We start from the raw sequence: 21,209 nt of genomic DNA, 5'->3' as shown, positions 1-21,209 counted from the left end.
TCTTCTTAGTTAGAGCTTTAAATAAAAGGTAAACTTAAAAGATAGGTTATCGGCAAAGCTTGGCAAATGATATGCCCCATACCGGTAGGCGAAACTCAGTCCAAAACCCGCTATTATTTTGTTGATTTCAAAACCGGATTCTTGATAGCCGTGTTGTAATGAGTTGAAGGAAACACCTTGGTGGTTTTGCTGATTGCGTACATCGCCAATGGCATATCGGTTGATTAAAACCAATTCTGGTTTTATACTTTCTGAAACTCTAAACGGAGGTAAACGATGCCTGATCTGAAGTGTGGCTAATTTATCGCTAAAAAATTCACCAAAATACATAGTTTCAAAGCTTCTTCTGCCGGCTACAGAGAAGCGTTGTAATACTGTTTCCTTGGTTGGTGCATTAGGATACGCGTGGAAGAGATGTGTTAGTGGGATATTACCACTGGCGATATCCATTTCAAAAAGAAAGCTGGTTCGCGATAAATTTAAGCGTTGAATGGCATACTCCGCTTTAACAGCAATTTTGCTGTAATTAAAATTACTTTCTAAAAATCCTTTAAATCCTTGAGTGTACTGGGCCGTTATTTTTGGATATCCGTCATAGACTTCTTTATATCCCGTTGGTGTTTTAAGATATTTGCTAAAGGGAGTCCACCGTAAAGAAATAGAGGATTCTGCCATTTTATAAGATGAAAATGCTTCGCCATCATCCAAAAATTGATATCCACCTGTTTGTTCAATATCACTAATGGAAACTTGGGTTTCGGTTAGTAATTTTGGGGAAATCCGATGTTGTAAGCTGGTGCTATATGTTCTGTGTTTGTAATAGAAATCAATGTTTACTAATCGCGGCTCAAATAGTGAATACACCCTTCGATCCGTTAGGAAAGCAAAGCTTCCGACTTCTCTTAGGTCATCTTTGTAGTTAATATTTAACCAAGAACTTTTATTTTGGTTAAGTAAAACCCCTCCGCCAATACCATATTTAAATTTGCCATCTCTAAAACCGTACACTAAATACGATTCTAGTCTAAATAATTCTGAAAACTTTTTATTGGTAATCCCTCCAATACCAGTTCTTACCCCCTCATAGTTGTTATATTTTAAAGGATAGGTTAAATCAAAATTAAAAAACCCTACGGGATAGTAACCGATATTAAAACTTTGAATTACGTCTATTCTCCGTTCAATGTGTTGAGCTTTGACGATGCTATCAACAACGCCAAAGGAATTACGATCTATTTTTGAAATCGTATCTGTTCTATATTTCTGCCAATAGGATTCAGGTCGGTTAATGGCTTCAGGGGCTATGGATATGGCAGGAGCAATACTTTTAAGCGTTAGGTCTGCATTAAGTTCAACTTCTTTTATGTCAGTTTGAGAAATAAGGAAGTCGTTATTTTTTATGTTGTCCTTTTTACGGTTTTGCAAACTACCCACCGAGATTTGGCCACCAAACAGGCTTACTTTTTGTTTTCCAAATCCTGGCTTGATTGTCAATTTTTGACTTTGCGGAAACCAAACCTGGGCTTCTTGGTAATACTGGAAATCGTGTGTTACTACAATATTTAGTTTACCCCGAACTTCTGCGACTGCCTTTTGAATGGCTAAAGTTTGCATGTCTAGATACAGTACTCCTTCTAGACTTGCTACTTTTTTGGATCGACGAGGTTGAAACAAAATTACATAAGCTGGGCGCTGCCCCTGAAGTGTATCTAATACTTTGTAATAATAGTTTCGAGTAGCATTATTTGATAAAGGGCCTGCATATCGATTATCAAAGATGATGTAGTCTTCATTATACAGAGAGGTAGATTGAATGTTTATGCCGAGTACGTCATAAACTGGTTTTTTAAAACCGGTCATTCTTGTCGCTAAAACCGTTTCTTTACGGTCTTTACCTTTTTGGTATTGATGTAAACTGATTTTTTCTGAAAAAAACGAATGTGCTTTATTAAATAGGTTTTCCATTTCTACATTCGTAGTGTCTTCAGCAGAAGTTAATCTAGCTTGATTGTCTTCAGTAATTTTAAAAGTGTTATATGTTTTATAGCGATAGCTATTTAACTTCTTTTCAGGATTGTTTTGTGCTTTTCTTTGAATGGCTTCTTTGATGATATTAGCCGCAATGCCACCTTCAAAATCAATTTTTACTGCAGATAACTGTTGATGATCTGGTTTTAACTTGATCAGTAGATTTGTTCTTTTACTTTTTTTCTGGACAGTTATGGTATTTTGATGATACCCTAGGTAGTTAAACTGTATTTGTAATGGCAGCTTTTTACATCGTATAAAAAATGTACCCTCTGAGGAGGTTAAGGCATAGGAGCCTTCGGATGTATTTAAGGTTGCAAAGGGTAGTGGCTCGCCTGTGGTGATATCAATAACTTTTCCTGAAATGTTAAATTGGGCAACAACACCAAGTGGTAGTATCAAAAGTAGATAAAGGAAAAATATACGCATTCGAGGAAAAAGGTTCAATTGAACGAATATACAAAAAAAGTGCTTCGTTAGTACCGAAACACTTTATTGTAACAATAGTATTTTACTATACTTAAACTGTCATAATTTCTTTTTCTTTAATCGCTAACATAGCATCTATTTTATCGATGAATTTATCTGTTAGCGCTTGTATATCAACTTCTGCATTTTTGGCCATATCTTCAGACAATCCTTCTTTTTCTAATTTTTTAATGTCATTGTTGGCGTTCTTTCGATCGTTTCTTACTCCGACTTTAGATTCTTCTGCTTCAGCCTTAGCCTGTTTTACCAGGTTTTTTCTTCGCTCTTCAGTCAATGGTGGTACATTGATGATAACACTTTCACCATTATTCATAGGATTGAAGCCTAAATTTGCTTCAAGAATACCTTTTTCGATTTCGCCTATTAAGGATTTTTCAAAAGGTTGAATTGTAATCGTTCTGGCATCTGGTGTACTGACATTACCCACTTGATTCAATGGAGTAGGTGTTCCATAGTACTCTACCATAACGCTACCTAACATAGCTGGTGAAGCTTTACCTGCTCTAATGTTTAATAGCTTCTTCTCTAAATGAGTAATTGCCCCCTGCATCGCCTCTTTAGTAGAATCCAGAATAAATTTTACTTCGTCGTTCATTGTTAAGACATTTTAGTTGTTCGTTCTATACAAATATTAACTAATTTGGTTTATAAGTTTACTTGTGTTCCTATTGGTTCTCCAGATACTACTTTAAATAAATTGCCAGCTTTATTCATATCAAATACAATAATTGGTAATTCATTTTCTTGGCTTAGCGTAAATGCTGTGGTATCCATAACCTTTAAGCCTTTTCTTAATACATCATCAAATGTTATGAAATCAAATTTGGTAGCATCTGCATCTTTTTCAGGATCTGCCGTGTAAATACCATCAACGCGTGTTCCTTTTAAAATAACATCAGCTTTGATTTCGATCGCTCTAAGTACTGCAGCGGAATCTGTAGTAAAATAAGGGTTTCCTGTACCTCCACCAAATATAACCACTCTGCCTTTTTCGAGATGCCTGATTGCTCTTCTTCTTATAAAGGGCTCTGCTACTTCATTTATCTTAACCGCAGATTGTAGTCGAGTAGGTATTTTTGCGTCTTCAAGTGCACTTTGTAAGGCCAACCCATTGATTACGGTAGCCAACATACCCATATGGTCTCCCTGTACACGATCCATTCCTTTACTTGCTCCGGCTACACCTCTAAAAATATTACCTCCTCCAATAACTATGGCAACTTGGACACCTTCAGCGGTAATTCTTTTGATTTCTTGAGCGTATTCTGCCAATCTATTAGGATCAATTCCGTATTGACGATCACCCATTAGTGCTTCTCCTGAAAGCTTTAGTAATATTCTTTTGTATTTCATATTGCAATTTACTGTCGTGCAAATATAGTGATATTATCAATTTACAAAATACTTTCTAAGCGCAAAGCAAGCAGCTCATTTTAAATTATAAGATTAGGGTGTCAAAGATCCCCTGATTAAAAAGGGTGTTTTTCCCCCAATCAAAGGCTTGATTGGTGCATACTAATATCCTAAGTTTGCTAAAAGAAAACAAAAAACTAGGGAAATCGAAATATTTGAAAGGTTTTGCTCCGGTGTTTTTTCGAAGTAAAGTTGGAGTACTTAGGTGCCACAACGTTTGCTTCAGACTAATTGGGGAGTTAGTCTTTTTTGGGGTAACATTTTAGAGGGGTCTGAAATGAGAAAGTAAAAATATCTTAGCGATTACCTACTTAATATTTCGAACATGAAGAAAGCCGCTTCTTGGAAGCGGCTTTTTCTTATGTTTATTATGATGTATGTTTATCCTAAAGCTACTCTTTCAAAAGCAACTACTTCTACATCACCAAGTGTTTTTACGTAATCCGCAACACTTTGCTTGCTGTCTTTAATAAAAGCTTGGTTTACTAAAGTGTTGTCTTTGAAGAAACGCTTAATTTTTCCCTTAGCAATGTTATCTAACATATCTTCTGGCTTTCCTTCCTGACGTAGTTGATCTTTAGCGATCTCAACTTCTTTTTCGATCACTTCCTGATCTACGCCATCTTCATTAAGTGCTACTGGGTTCATTGCTGCAGCTTGCATAGCAACATCCTTTGCTACAACATCAGCACCATCAGCATTTGCAGATAAACCAGTTAATACACCGATTTTGTTACCAGCGTGAATGTAAGATCCTACAAATGGAGCTTCTAATGTTCTAAAGTCTCCGATTTCTATCTTTTCTCCGATAACTCCAGTTTGCTCAGTAAGCTTTTCTTCAACAGTAATACCATCAATTTGCTGCGCTAAAAGTTCTTCTTTGCTACTTACCGCTAATGCGATTTCTGCTAATTGGTGTGCAAGATTTACGAAAGAATCATTTTTACCAACAAAATCAGTTTCGCAATTAAGCGATACAATAACACCTTTATTGTTTTCTGCATTAACTTTTGCGATAACTGCACCTTCAGTTGATTCTCTATCAGCTCTGTTAGCAGCTACTTTTTGTCCTTTTTTTCTAAGAACTTCGATTGCTTTATCAAAATCACCGTCTGCTTCTACTAATGCTTTTTTGCAGTCCATCATTCCGGCACCTGTAGCTTTACGCAATTTATTTACTTCTGCGGCTGTAATTTTTGCCATATCTCTTAAAGTTTAATATGTGTTGTTAAAAAACGAGTCGTTTAGCTCATTATGTACAAAAGTATAGAACTAAACGACTCCTTAATTTTATGATATAGTTAAGTTTAAACTATTCAAAAAAACCAAATGGTTGATGAACGTTTATTCTTCCTCTTGCTTAGCTGCTTTATCAGCTTCTGCCTTTGGAGCTTCTGCTTTTGCTTCTTTCTTAGGAGCCTCTGCCTTAGCTTCTTTTTTAGGAGCTTCTTTAGCGGCTTTTCTTTCATTTAATCCTTCAGAGATTGCATCAGTGACATAAGTCATCACTTTATCGATTGACTTAGAAGCATCATCATTCGCAGGGATTACATATTCTACCTGTCTTGGGTCAGAATTTGTATCCACCATTGCGAAAATAGGAATGTTTAATTTTTGAGCTTCTTTTACAGCGATGTGTTCTCTGGTGATATCAACAACAAATAATGCTCCCGGAAGTCTGGTCATATCAGAAATAGAACCTAAGTTCTTTTCTAATTTAGCTCTCAAACGATCAACTTGTAAGCGTTCTTTTTTAGAAAGTGTATTAAAAGTACCGTCTTTTTTCATTCTATCAATTGAAGCCATTTTCTTAACAGCTTTACGGATAGTAACAAAGTTGGTAAGCATTCCACCAGGCCATCTTTCAGTAATGTAAGGTTGGTTTGCTTGTGTTGCTTTTTCAGCTACAATTTCTTTAGCTTGTTTTTTCGTTGCTACGAAAAGTATTTTTCTTCCTGATGCTGCAATTTTTTTAAGCGCTTCGCTAGCTTCATCAATTTTTGCAGCAGTCTTATATAAGTTTATGATGTGAATCCCATTTCGTTCCATATAAATATATGGAGCCATATTTGGATCCCATCTTCTTGTTAGGTGACCAAAATGAACACCTGCGTCAAGCAATTCTTTTACTTCGATATTGTTTGCCATTTTTGTAATAGTTTACGTTCTGTTGAATTAGCAATACTCAAGTGGCTATCTATTGATACGGCCTTGAATATTTAGATGCTAAACTAACCCTCTTATTGAGGTAACAACAAATACATTTTTTAATAGATTAACGTTTAGAGAACTGGAATTTCTTACGGGCTTTCTTTTGACCGTATTTCTTACGTTCTACCATTCTTGGGTCTCTTGTTAAAAGCCCTTCTGGTTTTAGGATTCCTCTATTCTCCTCGTTTAGTTCGCACATCGCTCTGGATATGGCTAAACGTACAGCTTCTGCCTGACCTGTTATTCCTCCTCCGTATACATTAACATTGATGTCAAAATTACCTTCGTTGCTAGTCATAGCAAGTGGTTGATTGACTTTGTACTGCAATGTACCTGTAGTGAAGTAAGTGTTTAAGTCTTTTTTATTAACGGTGATGTTTCCTGAGCCTTCTTTAATATAAACTCTGGCAACAGCTGTTTTTCTACGACCAATTTTGTGAATAACTTCCATTACTTAAATTCGTTTAAGTTAACAGTTTTAGGCTTTTGCGCATCTTGATTGTGATCTGATCCTGCATACACCTTTAGATTACGGAATAAATCTGCACCTAATTTATTTTTAGGAAGCATTCCTTTAACCGCTTTTTCAATTAAACGCTCTGGATTTTTTTCAAACATTTCCTGAGCAGTAAGACTTCTTTGCCCTCCTGGATATCCTGTGTGACGGATATATGATTTTTCCGTCCACTTTTTACCAGTTAAGTTGATTTTTTCGGCGTTAGTAACAATTACGTTATCACCGCAATCAACGTGTGGGGTAAAGTTAGGTTTGTGCTTTCCTCTAAGTAGCTTTGCAACTACAGAAGATAGACGTCCTAAAGTCTGTCCTTCAGCATCTACGTGTAACCATTCTTTGTTAGAAGTGGCCTTGTTGGCAGATACTGTTTTGTAACTTAATGTGTCCACACTTATTAATTTTACTTATTAAACATTCCTTTCCTATTGTAAATAGGGGTGCAAATGTACAATTATATATTTATATAGCAAACAGGATTTTGAGAATATTTAAGTCTATGATTCCTTGATATACAGAAACCTATGTTTAGGTCTTCAATTTCTCCTCAAAGTAGTAGTGAACTAAGCGTTCATCTTGTTAATCTTTTATTAAAAATAAGAATTGGGTGTGACAAATATCGTTTTAATAAGTCATTTTAGGCGGGTCAATCAATCAAAAAATAGTAACAGTGAATATATATGTTTTATTGTTTTTGTTTTGTTGCCAGTTGCTACTAGCACAAAATGAGGATAGTACCGTTCCTAAAAGAGTATATACTACAAAAGCGCTTGGTGCTGCTAAGGCACCGGTAATAGATGGAGTTCTGGATGATAAAGCTTGGGATATCATCGATTGGACAGCGGATTTTATAGAGAGTAATCCTGATGAAAATACACCACCGGACCAGGAATCCAGATTTAAAATTATTTATGATCAGAAATATTTATATGTAGCGTATCGTTGTTTTGATAAAGAACCCGAAAATATTGAAAAACGATTATCGCGCCGAGATGGTTTTGCCGGAGACCGAATAACAATCATTTTAGATACGTATCACGACAAACGTACTGCGTTTTCTTTTACAATTACTGCTGCAGGGGTTAAAGGTGATGAGTTTGTAAGTCAAAATGGAGACAATTGGGATAGTAGCTGGAATCCTATTTGGTATGCATCCGCCAGTATAGATGATAAGGGCTGGGTAGGAGAGATAAAAATTCCATTAAGTCAATTAAAGTTTGGAAAAAGTAAAGAGCAGATTTGGGGATTACAAGTCACTAGAATGCTGTTTAGAAAACAAGAACGCTCTGCCTGGCAACGAATTCCTGCGGATGCTCCTGGTTTTGTAAGTGAATTTGGAGAGCTTCATGGTTTAATCGATATCGAACCTCAACATCAGTTAGAGATACAACCCTTTGGTGTGGTACAGTATGATACTTTTCCTGAGGAGGAAGGAAATCCGTTTCGAGACGGTGATGATTTCAAATTAAATGGGGGATTAGATGCTAAAATTGGGATAACTAATGATCTTACACTTGATTTAACGGTTAACCCAGATTTTGGTCAGGTGGAAGCAGACCCAGCAGCTATTGCGCTGGATGGTTTTCAAATTTTCTTTAGAGAACAACGTCCTTTCTTTGTAGAAAATAAAAACATATTTGATTACCGTTTTGCTAATGGTCAGGATAATCTCTTTTACTCTCGTAGAATTGGGAGAAGTCCTCAAGGCTTTGTGGGTAATGCCACTAACAGAGAGTTTGTTGATACACCGCAAAACACTACCATATTAGGTGCGGCTAAATTTAGTGGAAAGACGAAGAACGGATGGTCCGTAGGACTTTTAGAAAGTGTAACTGCAAGGGAGTTAGCCCAAATTGAAGATCTAAATGGTAATAGAAGAGAAGCAGTCGTTGAACCCATGACCAACTATTTGGTAGGTAGGGTACAGAAGGATTTTAATGACCGTAACACCTACATTGGCGGTATTTTTACAGCAACGAACCGAAATCTAAGCGATATACTCAATATTGATTATACTAATCCTAATACAGATGAAACCGCTGAATTAATCGGTTTGCGAGAAAATAACCTAAACTTTCTACGAGAGGCTGCGTATACCGGAGGGTTAGATTTTAGACATAATTGGAAAGATCGCAAATATTTTGTCGAGGGTAATATTGTAGCAAGTCAAGTGAAAGGTTCACCGGAGGCCATAGCAGCTACACAGCAAGAATTAACACATTTGTTTCAACGAGTTGATGCCAGTCATGTAGAGGTTGACCCTACAAGGACCTCTTTAACAGGTACAGGCGGTAAATTGTCAGCGGGTAGATCTGGTGGTGGCAATTTGAGGTATGATGGAGGATTCTTTTGGCGTTCGCCAGAATTAGAACTGAATGATGTTGGTTTCTTAAGACAGGCGGATGAAATCATACAATTTGCAGGGTTGCGCTACCTTTTTTTAAAACCCACAAAATGGTATAGAAGGGCTAATATTAATCTAAGCCAGTTTACTACCTATGATTTTGAAGGCAACTACAATCGAATTCAGTATGAATTTAATAATTATATCAATTACCAAAATAATTGGTGGACAGAGGTTGGATTGGGTCATAAACCAAGAATTTTTACCAATACCTTTTTAAGAGGAGGCCCAAGATTTCGATTTTCTGAAGAAAATTTTGCGTTTGTGTACTTTGGATCTGATCAGAGTAAGAAGTTTAACTTTACTCTAGGTCACGTCAATTCATCTGCTAAGCAGAATAATTTTTCACTACAGCGATATGAACTCCGTTTAAATTATCAGCCTTTTGATGCATTTAGTCTTTCGTTGAACCCACAGTTTGAGCGTAACCCTAATAAAACACAATATGTTACGGAGACGGATTTCAATGGAACACCAAGGTATATTACTGCTAATATTGACCAGCAGACCTTAAGCGCTAGTATCCGTTTAAATTATAATATCAATCCTAACCTTACCATACAATACTATGGTCAGCCTTTTATATCTAGAGGTCGGTATACGGATTTCAATTTTGTTAATGATGCTACAGCCGAGGATTTAAATCAACGTGTAACGTTATATGAAGATGACCAAATTTCATATGCTAATGGGCGGTACACGATTGACGAAGATGGAGGAGGGGCAGATTATTCCTTTTCAGATCCTGACTTTGCTTTTGTACAATTTAGATCTAATCTGGTTGTACGCTGGGAGTATATTCCTGGGTCTGAGATTTTCTTGGTATGGTCTCAAGGGATCAACGGACTGGGGGATGCACAAAATAATTTATTTAGAAGTTTAGATAATCAGATTTTAAATCAACAACCAGAAAATACCTTTCTGATTAAGGCTACCTACAGATTTGTACTTTAAGTTTCTTTGATACAAAGACAAATAAAGATTATTTTGCACCCCAAAAGAGTTGCGGTATATGAAATACTATTATTTTCTAGGGATATTCTTGTTTTTTTCTTGTCAGGACAATGCAGTAAAAGAGGAGGTCAATTTGAAGGAGCCTGAAGTGGTTAAGGAAGACAGTTTCACTTTGTTTTTAGAACAGTACGATAAGTTTTTTACCACTAATTTTAACGTATCAGAGTGTCCAGGTGCCGCTGTGGTGATAGTCAAAGATTCTACGGTGGTATATCAAAAAGGTTTTGGTGTCAAAAGGATTCATACTACGGATTCAGTAGATGTCCATACCGTTTTTAGAATTGCCAGTTTATCAAAGGGAGTCACTGCAGTCTTGGCAGGTAATCTAGTCGATAAAGGTGAGTTGCGGTGGAATCAAAAAATTAAAAAAGTACTTCCTGAGTTCAGTTTAAAGGATCACGGCCAATCCAATCGACTAGAAGTAAATCACGTATTATCGCACACCACTGGTTTGTATAAGTATACGTTTAGCCGATTGATCAGTAGAGGTGTATCCAGGGACCAATTGATAAAGCAATTCAGGTATAAGGGAGTGGTTGATGAAGAAGGTGTGGATTATGAATACCAGAATGCGATGTTTTCGGTAATTGAAAAGGTTATGGAAGCCCAAACCGGAAATTCTTTCCAGCAACTTATGAAAGAACGGTTATTTAATCCTTCGGGTATGGACAATGCAAGCTTAACCTACCATGATATTATGGATAATACGAATGTAGCCAAGCCACATACGTATAATCATTACTCTAACACCTATTATTTGACAAAGTTGCACAAGGGGTACTATAATGTACCTGCTGCCGGTGGGATCAATGCTTCAATTTCTGATATGGGCGCCTATCTCAAAGTGTTACTAGGGTATCGACCTGATATCATATCCGAAAACAGTTTAAAAGACATCTTTAACCCGAGAATTTGTACAAGTAATGAAGATACCTATGTCAATTTATGGGAAGGGGTAACGGACTCCTATTATGCAATGGGATGGCGCATCTTGGATTACCACGGTAGACGAATTATATATCACGGAGGTAATGTAAACGAATACAAAACTCAATTGATGATCGATCCCGAAAATAAAATTGGTATCTGCATTTTATTTAATGGGCCGAACCAGTTTAATGGCCCCGTAATACCAACCTTCTTGAATTATTATGATTTCTATAAAAAACTAAAAGCAGACTAGAGGTCTGCTTTTTTATTTTTAAAACTGTTTTCTCGAAGTTCTTTCTGTGCTAAGAGCTTTTTTTGATAACGTCCTTGAACAATATCAATAAGCACTAAAACCACAATAACAAAATAGAAGGTAGTTTTGCTCATTGGGGTAATAGGGTTGCCAAATAGGTGTAGGTGTGCTAAATGTCCTCCTTCTGATAGCAGCATAATCCCTACAATAAGAAGTATAAAAAGTCCTAATACCTCATACATTCTGTTCTTTTGTAAAAAGTTAGATACTTTATCAGCCAAAACAATCATTAATATACCACCAGCTACAATAGCAATGGTCATTAGTGTTAATTGAGAAGCGTATTCCATACCACTGGTTAGTGCTAACGCACTTAGGATAGAATCGAATGAAAATACCAGGTTCATAATAACGATCCAAAATATGATCATATTGATGGATCCTTTTTTGCTACTTTCTTCGTTGGATTCGTGCTCGTGGAAAAGCATCATATGCCATATTTCCTTAACTGCTGTATAGATGATAAAAACACCCCCGGCTAGTACAATTACGCTATGCACATTAAATTCAAACTCCAGGATATCATTACCGTGTAGCGCGGCAAATGGTTTTTGGAAATACTGAATCAAGGACATCAGGGCAAACAGCAGTACGATCCTTAATATGATTGCCAGTCCAACGCCCATTTTGCGCACAAAGCTTTGCTTTGCTGCTGGGGCCTTTTTCGATTCTAATGAGATGTATAATAAGTTGTCAAAACCTAACACTGCCTGAAGCAACACCAGCATAAAAAGGGTGATCAAGCTGTCTAATGTAAAAAGTTGTTCCATTATTTATTGAATTGGTTTGGTGTGCAAATATAGAATTTTGATAAAATCATTTACATCAATTGCATTAATGATATGTAAAAAAACGTTGCGTATTTCAATTAATGCGCCTCTAACCAATTGTTTCCTGTGCCCATATCCACGTCTAAGGGTACTTCTAGGGTATATGCGTTTTCCATTTCAGTTTTGATCATCTTCTTGACCTCATCCAATTCTGTTTTATACGCATCAAATACCAATTCATCATGTACCTGTAATAACATTTTGGTTTTATAGTTCCCTTCTTTGAGCTTTTTTTGGATATTGATCATGGCAATTTTAATGATGTCAGCGGCACTACCTTGTATAGGTGCGTTAACAGCATTTCGTTCTGCCGCTCCACGGACCACAGCGTTGGCAGAATTAATATCTTTAAGGTAACGTCGTCTTCCTAAGACCGTGGATACATAACCGTGTTCTCTGGCAAAATCAACTTGATCGCTCATATAATTGCGTAGCTTGGGATAGGTTTTATAATAGGTGTCAATCAATTCCTTTGATTCGCTACGGGTAAGATCTGTTTGATTACTTAAACCAAAAGCAGAAACCCCATAGATAATCCCGAAGTTTACTGTTTTTGCATTGCTACGTTGTTCTCTAGTTACTTCTTCAATCGGTACATTAAATACTTTGGCCGCTGTTGAAGCGTGAATATCTTCTCCTTTTTTAAAGGCTTCGATCATCGTTTCCTCCTTACTAAGTGCTGCAATGATTCTAAGTTCTATCTGAGAGTAATCCGCTGCCAATAAGGTATACTCCTCATTTCTGGGAACAAATGCTTTTCGTACCTGTCTTCCTCTTTCTGTACGGATCGGTATGTTTTGCAGGTTAGGGTTATTAGAACTTAGTCTTCCTGTTGCCGCAACGGTCTGCATATAATCGGTATGCACTCTATGAGTGGCTTCATTGACCTGAGAGGGTAAAGCATCCACGTACGTACTTTTTAGTTTGGCTAGTCCACGATAATCTAAAATATTTTGAATGATTTTGTGATCTTTAGCCAAATAACTCAATACGTCTTCTGCAGTAGAATACTGACCCGTTTTGGTTTTTTTGGGTTTATCAACCAGCTTAAGTTTTTCAAATAATATTACACCTAATTGTTTAGGCGATGCAATATTAAATTCTTCGCCTGCTTCTTTATAAATTGCTTCTTCTAAATTTTTGATATCATGATCTAAGGCTTCTGATAGCGAGTTTAAAAAGTCTTTATCAAGATTGATCCCTTCAATTTCCATAGCCGCCAATACTTTGAGCAATGGAATTTCAATATCTCTAAATAAGGAAAGTGTTTTAGCTTCCTCTAGCTCGGGTGCAAAGTGTTCTTTTAATTGAAAGGTAATATCAGCGTCCTCTACTGCATATTCGGTTTGTTTTTCAATCGGTACACTCCTGAAGGATTTTTGATTTTTACCTTTTTTGCCAATTAAATCTGTAATTGAAACCGGAGTGTAGTTAAGATAGGTTTCAGCCAATACATCCATATTATGGCGCATATCTGGATTGATCAGATAGTGGGCTAACATGGTATCAAATAAATCGCCTTTGACTTCCACATTGTATTTGGCCAAAACTTTAATATCGTATTTTAAGTTCTGTCCAATTTTTTCGATGGTTTCAGACTCAAAGAATGGTCGTAGTTCTTCAATTAATTCTTGTGCTTCATCCTTTGCTTCAGGAAAGGGGATATAAAATCCTTTTCCGGTTTCCCAGCTAAAAGCGATACCAACTAATTCGGCTGTTAACGGATCTAAACCAGTGGTTTCGGTGTCGAAGCAGACACTTTTTTGCTTTAGTAGGTTTTGGATAAATAAGTTCATCGCCATTCCTGGCTGTACGGTTTGATAGAAGTGAGAGGTGTTCTCAATCGTTTTTCGAGATGAATATTCTTCAATATCATTACCCTCTTCTCCAAAGAGTGAAAACTGACCGGCTCCAGCTTGTGCAGCCTGTTTTTTTGCGGTGCTCGTGCTCGTTACTTGAGTGGTAGAAGTTTCTTCACCTGAGAAAATCTTTATAAACTGGTCTTTTAACCGTCTGAATTCTAATTCTTCAAATATCTCTTGAACTTTCTGTGCATCTGGCTCTGAAAGTTCATAATCTGAAGCGTCAAATTCCACATCACAGTCGATCATGATGGTTGCTAGTTTTTTAGAAAGCATTCCTAGCTCTTTATTGGCTTCTACCTTTTCTTTCATTTTGCCTTTGAGCTGATCAGTATTGGCTAATAATTCTTCCATAGAACCAAATTGCGCAATAAACTTTTTAGCAGTTTTATCTCCTACACCGGGTAGTCCAGGAATATTATCCACTGAATCTCCCATCATACCCAAGTAATCAATGACCTGCTCTGGACGTTCTACCTCAAATTTTTTCTGAACTTCAGGAATACCCCAAATCTCAATGCCATTACCCATTCTTGCTGGGCGGTACATAAAAATATTTTCAGAAACTAACTGTGCATAATCTTTATCCGGTGTCACCATATAGGTTTGATACCCTTCTTTTTCAGCTTGTTTGGCGATTGTACCAATAAGATCATCTGCTTCTACACCAGACCGTTCTATGATTGGAATATGCATCGCTTTTAAAATATCCTGTATGATAGGAACTGCAATCCGTATAGCTTCAGGTGTTTCGTCTCTATTAGCTTTATACTCCGGAAAAATTTCAACCCTATCTGCGCTTCCATCCTTATCAAAGGCTACCGCCAAGTGGTCTGGTTTCTCTCTTTTAATGACGTCAAAGAGTGAATTGACAAACCCCATAATGGCTGAGGTATCCTGACCTTTAGAATTAATTCTGGGATTTTTGATAAGTGCATAATAACCACGAAATATTAATGCATAGGCATCTAAAAGAAAAAGACGTTTTTGTGACATGATCGCTTTAAAAAATTATGAATTGCAATATAAAAATTAGAATTCCAAAAATGGACACGAATTTAGAATATTATAGGAGTTTACTAAATGGCTTAAAAAAGAAATGCCGTCAAGGACTGACGGCATTTCGCCCCAAAATAAAATTGATAACTATGTTATCAATTATCTTAAATATTTTTAACGATAGACGAATTCAAATTCAATTGCCCATAGTACTGTAGGCGCTAGGGACGAAGGTACGAATAATTATTTTTTATCTAAAGAAAAAAATAGTAAGAATTATATACCTATAACTCCAAAAAATTGGATTTCTTATAAAGTTAGCTATAAATAGCGTTAATTTTAACTTAAAAGTTCACTCTAAGCACAAAACTCCCAATAGTTTTGTGGAAGATAAAGACTAGTGTTTATGCGTTGGATTATACTTATTTCCTTATATGTAATTATCGAAATTTATGCCTATCAGGCTATAAAAACGATAACGAAGAATCAAATTATACAGATAGGTTATCTAGTACTATCCCTTGCTATCATAGGCTACGTCATTTTTATTTTTGCCAATTATGACCGAAGTGTAGGCCCTACCAAATATACATTAAGGGCTAGTGGGTTTTTATTTGCCACTTTAGTGCCTAAGCTAATCTTGGTGCTATTTATGTTTGGCGAAGATATCGTTAGGGTATGTGTTGCGGGATATAATTATTTAAGCAATACTTTTTTTCAAGGTAAAGCTCCCCAGTATATGCCAGATCGAAGAACTTTTGTCAGTCAATTAGCCTTAGGCGTGGCTGCTATCCCCTTTGCAGGGCTGTTGCATGGAATTTTTTGGGGGAAATACAATTATAAGGTAATTACACACGTGTTGGATTTCGACGATCTACCAGATGCCTTCGATGGGTATAGAATACTTCAAATATCAGATATTCATTCTGGTAGTTTTGATGAAAAAGGCAAAATAGAATATGCTATAGATCTTATAAATCAACAAGAAATGGACCTATTGCTATTTACGGGAGATATTGTAAATACAGTTGCGGAGGAAATGGATGATTGGATTGATGTCTTTAAAAAAATTAAAACGCCCAAGCACGGAAAGTTTTCGGTTTTAGGAAATCACGACTATGGTGAATATGTAACTTGGGAAACACAAGAGGCTAAGGATGCAAATTTTGAAGCCATAAAGGAAGTACATCAAAAAATCGATTTCAGATTATTGCTTAATGAAAGTGTTTTTGTAGAAAAGGATAATGAACGTATTGCAGTAATTGGAGTAGAAAATTGGGGGCATAATTTTAAAAAAGCAGGGGATCTAACTAAGGCTTCAGAACAGGTAGAAAAAGAGGATTTTAAAATTTTGCTAAGTCACGATCCATCGCACTGGGAGTATGAAGTAAAAAGACACGAAGATCACTACCATCTTACCTTAAGTGGACATACTCACGGTTTTCAATTTGGTATAGAAATACCAGGTTTTGTGAAATGGAGCCCGGTGAAGTATGTCTATAAGCAATGGGCGGGGATGTATACAGAAATGGGTAGATATTTGAATGTCAACCGAGGGTTTGGTTTCCACGCATTTCCAGGGCGGGTTGGAATCTGGCCGGAAATTACGGTAATTGAATTGAGAAAGAAAAACCCTACTGCATAATAAAGATAAAATAGTATATTTACCGTGTTTAATAAAATCGTGATTTTATAGCGGTTTAAAATTATAAACAATGTCGAAGTTTGGAGAGTTAATTGATCTTGAAATTCCGGTACTCTTAGATTTTTACACAGAGTGGAATGAACCTTCTACTGCTATGCACCCAGTGCTCAAAGATGTGGCTGCTGCAATTGGGGATAGAGGTAAAGTAATTAAGATCGATGTCGACAAAAACGAGGAGTTAGCTACAGCGCTGAGGGTTAAAGGTTTGCCTACTTTAATGATCTATAAAAAAGGTGAAATGGTTTGGCGACAAAGCGGTGAACAAGACGCCAATACGTTAATCGGAATTATGAAAGAGTACTTTTAACAGGGATAGGGTCAAATCGATACCCTTGCTTACCTAGTTCTTGAAGTACTCTAGGTAATGTAGTTTTTAAATTCCGCTCTGCTTTAAGACTATCGTGAAATACAATGATACTACCCGGTAATGTGTTTTTTATCACATTATTAACATAGTAGGATTCTTTTCTATTTGTTACCCAATCTTTAGATAAAACATCCCAAAGGATTATTTCGTATCCTAAGGCAATTAGCTGAGTGCATTTTGATTTGCTTATTTGGCCATAGGGAGGTCTAAACAATTTTGGCGCACTAGTTTTAGTGCTATTCCAGTTTTTTTGGATTTCTTCTTGGCACAAAAGAACATTACTAATATACGTTTCAGTACCTGTGCGCCAAGCTTCTAAATGATCATAGGTGTGATTGCCTATTTGATGTCCTTGGCTTATGATCTCCGAAAAAATATTTGGATGTTTTGCTATGTTTTGTCCAATACAGAAAAAGGTGGCTTTGGCATTGTATCTTTTTAATTCTTTCAGTACATATTCAGTAATTTCAGGAATTGGACCATCATCAAAGGTTAGGTAAGCCACTTTATCTTGGGCATCGACAGCAAAGCTCCAACGGTATTTGGGAAATAGCCATTTCAAGAGTTTTGGTGTTTTTGCTGGAATACCTTTCATGTGTAAAAAAAAGAGCCTTATGAAAAGGCTCTTATATAAAAATCATTATTGAACCGACAAGGAGTCGCTTACCGTATCCTGGATTTGTTGGGTATCCTGAAATTCTTTAATAAGTTCCTCTTGCTGTTTTTGTAATACTTCAGGGTCTTCATACTGTTCTTCAGTAGAATACAACCTTTCGAACATTCTTAGGTGTTTATTAAAGACTTCGATTTCCTGGTCCATCATATCTTTATCTTGATTGATTAGCAACAGGTCGATTAACCCTCGGTAACGTTCTACGTTGGTTACAATCTCTTCTGCATAGTTGTATTGCCTTTCGAGATTTAAGCTACCCAGGTAGTTTAATTGCTCTTGATATTTTTTTGCAGTTTTGGACCACAACTCTCGAGCTTTTTCCTTTTCGCCAATTTGATAATAACCACTGATATAAGGCTCTAATAGGGTATAATATTCATAATACTCTATGGGTAATTTCTCCATCCCCAAATCCAATATTTCTTTAGCCTTATCTATCTTTCCTTTAGCAATTAATGCTTCAACCAGGCGTGCCAGATTACTTCTATAGGTAATGGCATTTTTTCGAGTTTCAGGATCGTGATAAATATCAGGACTTTCGCTATTACCCCAATCCCAGCTTTTTACATTCTCATACATCACTTCTGTATCGATCCTACCCATATCAAAAGGATTTCTACGGTCAATAGGAGTACGAATTGGTACCAATTTGTAGGTTAGCCCATCAAGTTGTAGATAGTCCTTCATCCATAAATAATCATCGTCACCAAAACTACCACCGGTGAAGTATATTGGTCTTTCCCAATTGTTATTGGCAATAATATCCAACATCATCAATCTGTTTTTAAATAGGATACTTCCTTTGAGATGAATATCAATATAATCTACAATCAGATCCGCATCTTCCTGAGGAACTATACCATTTTTAAGTACTGCTTCCTTATCCACAGGAATTCTAATATGTTGGGTAGGGAAAGTGTTGACGTATTTACCACTGCCTACCTGTCCTTTGGTACGCTTGTCATCAGTTTCGATCCAACGCAACCAATTTTTAATGAGCATAGTATCATTGGTAACTGGTTTGTAATAAATAGCATCATTATTACCGTATGCATAGAATTTATGTTCAAATTGCGAAGGAATCGGCTTACTCTCATACGCAGCTCTTTTCATTTGATCAATATACCAGGCTGTAGCAAATAAGCTCGTGTTAATTGTACGTACATCGGTTCTGTATCCTTCAATTTCTTGAGCATACCAAAGCGCGAAGGTATCATTATCACCAATTGTAAATAAGATAGCATCTTCTTGACACGACTGAAGATACATCTTCGCCATAGCTTGAGCAGTGTATCGATCAGATCTATCGTGATCATCCCAGTTTTGCGCAGCTAAGAGCACGGGTACTGCTAACAAACAAATTACAGTAGCAGCGGGTGCTAGTATTTTACCGCTAATCTTATGTCGAAGAAGGTCAAATAAGGCATAAACGCCGAAACCAATCCATATGGCAAAAACATAAAAGGAGCCGACTAAGGCATAATCTCGTTCTCTAGGTTCATAAGGTCGCTCATTTAAATATATTTTTAAGGCCAGACCTGTGAATAAAAAGAATACTAAGAGGATCCAGAAATTTTTCTTGTCTCTGGTAGCTTGGAAAACTAAACCTAAAAGCCCTAACAATAGAGGAAGGAAATAATAGGTGTTTCTGGCTTTGTTTTTTAATGCATCACTAGGTAGATTGTCTTGCGAACCTAATCGTGCAACATCGATAAAATTGATTCCGCTAAGCCAGTTTCCGTGTAGGTCAGAGCCCTGACCTTGCACATCATCCTGTCTTCCTACGAAATTCCACATAAAATAACGCCAGTACATATATCCCATCTGATATTCTAAGAGATAATGTACGTTATCTATAAACGAGGGCTTCTCAACAATTAGGTATTCGCCGAATTCTCTTAAAAATCGGTCATAATCTTCATTGTCCAATTTACCAACAGCATACTCTCGCTTAAATTGAGTTACCGCGGTGAGCAATTCATTTTCACTTTGATATTCCGGGCGTATCTTAAATTTTAGAGGGCCAGTATATTCCATATAGTTAGCAATGTGCTCCGTGCTCCACATCCTAGGTAATATGGATTTATGTGCATCATCTATATTTTGTTTGGCGTTTTTCCAATCATTAATTACTTCATATTGACCCGTTTCTTCATTTTTTTCATAGATAGGTTTGTCATCCTTATAAGGATTGTCCGGGTCTAATTGTGCATATATTTCAGTAAACTGTGGGCCATAAAATAAATGCGTTTCCGGATACTGCTCTAGATTATAATACGCTAATAATTCCCTTGCGTTATTTGGATTGTTTTCATTGATAACTGTACCTGCATTGGCTCTTATTGGTAACATAATCCAGCAAGAAAAACCAATAAATATAAAGACCACACAAAGAATCACTGTATTAAGTAGTGGGTATTCTTTTTTTCTTGTGATTTTGAGTAAGTAATAAAATAGAGCTACAATGACGATGCCTAAAAATATAGTCCCCGAGTTAAAGGGTAATCCAAATGTATTAACGAAAACCACTTCGAACCAACCAAATAATTGGAGTGTTGAAGGGAGTAACAATTTAAAAATAAAGAGCAAGATTGCTACCACAGCTACATTAGCCACGATGAAATTCTTTGCCGTTATAGTTTTATAGTTTTTAAAGTAATACAGTAAACCAATAGCGGGGATAGAGAGTAATCCCATAAAGTGTACGCCAAAAGAAAGTCCAACAATAAATGCAATGAGAATTAACCATTTGTTACCACGAGGTTTATGCATATCTCGTTCCCACAATAATCCCAGGTAAAAAAGAACAGCAAGGATGCACGTGGCCATGGCATATACCTCGGCTTCAACAGCATTAAACCAAAAACTATCTGTAAAGGTAAACGACAACGACCCCACAAGCCCACTTCCCAGTACAGCAATGGCTTTGGAAGTTGTAATTTCTTCTTCAACCAGAATTAATTTGCGCACAAGTATGGTGATGGACCAAAACATAAATAATATGGCAAATGCACTGGCAAAAGCGGAAGTCATATTCACCACAAACGCAATTTGACTTGGATCTGTTGCAAAAATAGAGGCAGCTGCTCCAATCATTTGAAATAAAGGCGCTCCTGGTGGGTGTCCTACTTGTAGTTTAGATGAGGTTGCGATATATTCTCCAGCATCCCAAAAACTTGCGGTAGGTTCTACGGTGAGGCTATAAACACAAAGTGCTATTGCAAAAACAAACCACCCCAAAATTTTATTCCACTTGGAAAAATTGAAAGTATCCATATATGATCTTGTTGTTATCTATTGTGTGGCGAATTTAGTAATAAAAATACTTTTTAATTGCTTTTTTTGGTAAACGGTTAGTTAAGCGCTTTGTTTTTCAAAAGGATAAAAAATAATGTGATTTTTTTTAAAAAATATTTGCAGACCTAAAAGAATGTATTAAATTTGCACCCGCAATCAA

General features: G+C 36.6%; 15 protein-coding genes. 4 read left to right on the top strand and 11 right to left on the bottom strand.

Translation table 11 applies throughout. The features are described from left to right. Positions 1-9: 9 nt before the first annotated feature. The 7 genes from EV197_RS00475 to rplM form a co-directional block, all read right to left on the bottom strand. Positions 10-2,457, bottom strand: coding sequence for a DUF5686 family protein (locus tag EV197_RS00475; protein WP_130284771.1), 2,448 nt, complete (start codon positions 2,455-2,457; stop codon positions 10-12). Between the two features lie 91 nt (positions 2,458-2,548). Beyond that, entirely contained in the window at positions 2,549-3,112 is a 564-nt protein-coding gene (gene frr, locus EV197_RS00470) for a ribosome recycling factor (protein ID WP_130284770.1), read from the bottom strand. 50 nt (positions 3,113-3,162) lie between these two features. Beyond that, complete coding sequence (pyrH, locus tag EV197_RS00465; protein WP_130284769.1) at positions 3,163-3,870, bottom strand: UMP kinase; 708 nt, start codon at positions 3,868-3,870, stop codon at positions 3,163-3,165. Between the two features lie 441 nt (positions 3,871-4,311). Next, positions 4,312-5,133: a translation elongation factor Ts gene (gene tsf / locus EV197_RS00460; protein ID WP_130284768.1), complete on the bottom strand. Its 822-nt coding sequence runs from the start codon at positions 5,131-5,133 to the stop codon at positions 4,312-4,314. A 141-nt stretch (positions 5,134-5,274) separates the two neighbouring features. After that, on the bottom strand, positions 5,275-6,078 hold the full coding sequence (rpsB, locus tag EV197_RS00455; RefSeq protein ID WP_130284767.1) for a 30S ribosomal protein S2: 804 nt from the start codon (positions 6,076-6,078) through the stop codon (positions 5,275-5,277). Positions 6,079-6,205: 127 nt separating this feature from the next. After that, a complete protein-coding gene (gene rpsI, locus EV197_RS00450) occupies positions 6,206-6,592 on the bottom strand; it encodes a 30S ribosomal protein S9 (protein WP_130284766.1) in 387 nt (128 codons plus the stop codon). Further along, positions 6,592-7,047: a 50S ribosomal protein L13 gene (rplM, locus tag EV197_RS00445; RefSeq protein ID WP_130284765.1), complete on the bottom strand. Its 456-nt coding sequence runs from the start codon at positions 7,045-7,047 to the stop codon at positions 6,592-6,594. Before rplM ends, rpsI begins: the two co-directional genes overlap by 1 nt. Before the next feature lie 278 nt (positions 7,048-7,325). Between rplM and EV197_RS00440 the strand changes: the two genes are divergently transcribed. Further along, positions 7,326-10,013 carry a DUF5916 domain-containing protein gene (locus tag EV197_RS00440; protein ID WP_423190643.1) on the top strand — a complete coding sequence of 896 codons (2,688 nt, stop codon included), beginning with the start codon at positions 7,326-7,328 and terminating at the stop codon, positions 10,011-10,013. Positions 10,014-10,071: 58 nt separating this feature from the next. Then, entirely contained in the window at positions 10,072-11,256 is a 1,185-nt protein-coding gene (locus EV197_RS00435) for a serine hydrolase domain-containing protein (protein WP_130284763.1), read from the top strand. Here the strand turns inward: EV197_RS00435 and EV197_RS00430 are convergent. Together EV197_RS00430 and polA are read right to left on the bottom strand one after the other, a co-directional pair. Further along, positions 11,253-12,086, bottom strand: coding sequence for a TerC family protein (locus tag EV197_RS00430; protein WP_130284762.1), 834 nt, complete (start codon positions 12,084-12,086; stop codon positions 11,253-11,255). The two genes, EV197_RS00435 and EV197_RS00430, sit on opposite strands and share 4 nt — an antisense overlap. A 98-nt stretch (positions 12,087-12,184) precedes the next feature. Further along, on the bottom strand, positions 12,185-15,007 hold the full coding sequence (polA, locus tag EV197_RS00425; protein WP_130284761.1) for a DNA polymerase I: 2,823 nt from the start codon (positions 15,005-15,007) through the stop codon (positions 12,185-12,187). 406 nt (positions 15,008-15,413) lie between these two features. Between polA and EV197_RS00420 the strand changes: the two genes are divergently transcribed. Further along, positions 15,414-16,652 (top strand): metallophosphoesterase, encoded by a 1,239-nt coding sequence (locus tag EV197_RS00420; RefSeq protein WP_130284760.1) that lies wholly within the window; start codon positions 15,414-15,416, stop codon positions 16,650-16,652. 70 nt (positions 16,653-16,722) lie between these two features. Next, positions 16,723-17,019: a thioredoxin family protein gene (locus EV197_RS00415; RefSeq protein WP_130284759.1), complete on the top strand. Its 297-nt coding sequence runs from the start codon at positions 16,723-16,725 to the stop codon at positions 17,017-17,019. On the opposite strand, the gene EV197_RS00410 is transcribed toward EV197_RS00415, so the two are convergent. Together EV197_RS00410 and EV197_RS00405 are read right to left on the bottom strand one after the other, a co-directional pair. Then, entirely contained in the window at positions 17,000-17,641 is a 642-nt protein-coding gene (locus tag EV197_RS00410) for a polysaccharide deacetylase family protein (protein WP_341273007.1), read from the bottom strand. The genes EV197_RS00415 and EV197_RS00410 overlap by 20 nt on opposite strands. Positions 17,642-17,719: 78 nt before the next feature. Further along, the gene (locus tag EV197_RS00405; RefSeq protein WP_130284757.1) at positions 17,720-21,028 is read right to left on the bottom strand and encodes a glycosyltransferase family 117 protein; all 3,309 of its coding nucleotides are present in this window, start codon (positions 21,026-21,028) and stop codon (positions 17,720-17,722) included. Between the last annotated feature and the right edge of the window lie 181 nt (positions 21,029-21,209).

It is taken from the genome of Aquimarina brevivitae, from assembly GCF_004216895.1.
GTDB lineage: Bacteria > Bacteroidota > Bacteroidia > Flavobacteriales > Flavobacteriaceae > Aquimarina > Aquimarina brevivitae.
The sequence above is the reverse complement of the archived record's forward strand: the minus strand, read 5'-3'. Positions and strand labels throughout refer to the sequence as shown.

Excerpts from the sequence above, each read along its gene's own strand:
- EV197_RS00475 (WP_130284771.1), bottom strand. The coding sequence starts at position 2,457 with ATGCGTATATTTTTCCTTTATCTACTTTTGATACTACCACTTGGTGTT.
- frr (WP_130284770.1), bottom strand. The coding sequence starts at position 3,112 with ATGAACGACGAAGTAAAATTTATTCTGGATTCTACTAAAGAGGCGATG.
- pyrH (WP_130284769.1), bottom strand. The coding sequence starts at position 3,870 with ATGAAATACAAAAGAATATTACTAAAGCTTTCAGGAGAAGCACTAATG.
- tsf (WP_130284768.1), bottom strand. The coding sequence starts at position 5,133 with ATGGCAAAAATTACAGCCGCAGAAGTAAATAAATTGCGTAAAGCTACA.
- rpsB (WP_130284767.1), bottom strand. The coding sequence starts at position 6,078 with ATGGCAAACAATATCGAAGTAAAAGAATTGCTTGACGCAGGTGTTCAT.
- rpsI (WP_130284766.1), bottom strand. The coding sequence starts at position 6,592 with ATGGAAGTTATTCACAAAATTGGTCGTAGAAAAACAGCTGTTGCCAGA.
- EV197_RS00435 (WP_130284763.1), top strand. The coding sequence starts at position 10,072 with ATGAAATACTATTATTTTCTAGGGATATTCTTGTTTTTTTCTTGTCAG.
- EV197_RS00430 (WP_130284762.1), bottom strand. The coding sequence starts at position 12,086 with ATGGAACAACTTTTTACATTAGACAGCTTGATCACCCTTTTTATGCTG.
- EV197_RS00420 (WP_130284760.1), top strand. The coding sequence starts at position 15,414 with ATGCGTTGGATTATACTTATTTCCTTATATGTAATTATCGAAATTTAT.
- EV197_RS00415 (WP_130284759.1), top strand. The coding sequence starts at position 16,723 with ATGTCGAAGTTTGGAGAGTTAATTGATCTTGAAATTCCGGTACTCTTA.
- EV197_RS00405 (WP_130284757.1), bottom strand. The coding sequence starts at position 21,028 with ATGGATACTTTCAATTTTTCCAAGTGGAATAAAATTTTGGGGTGGTTT.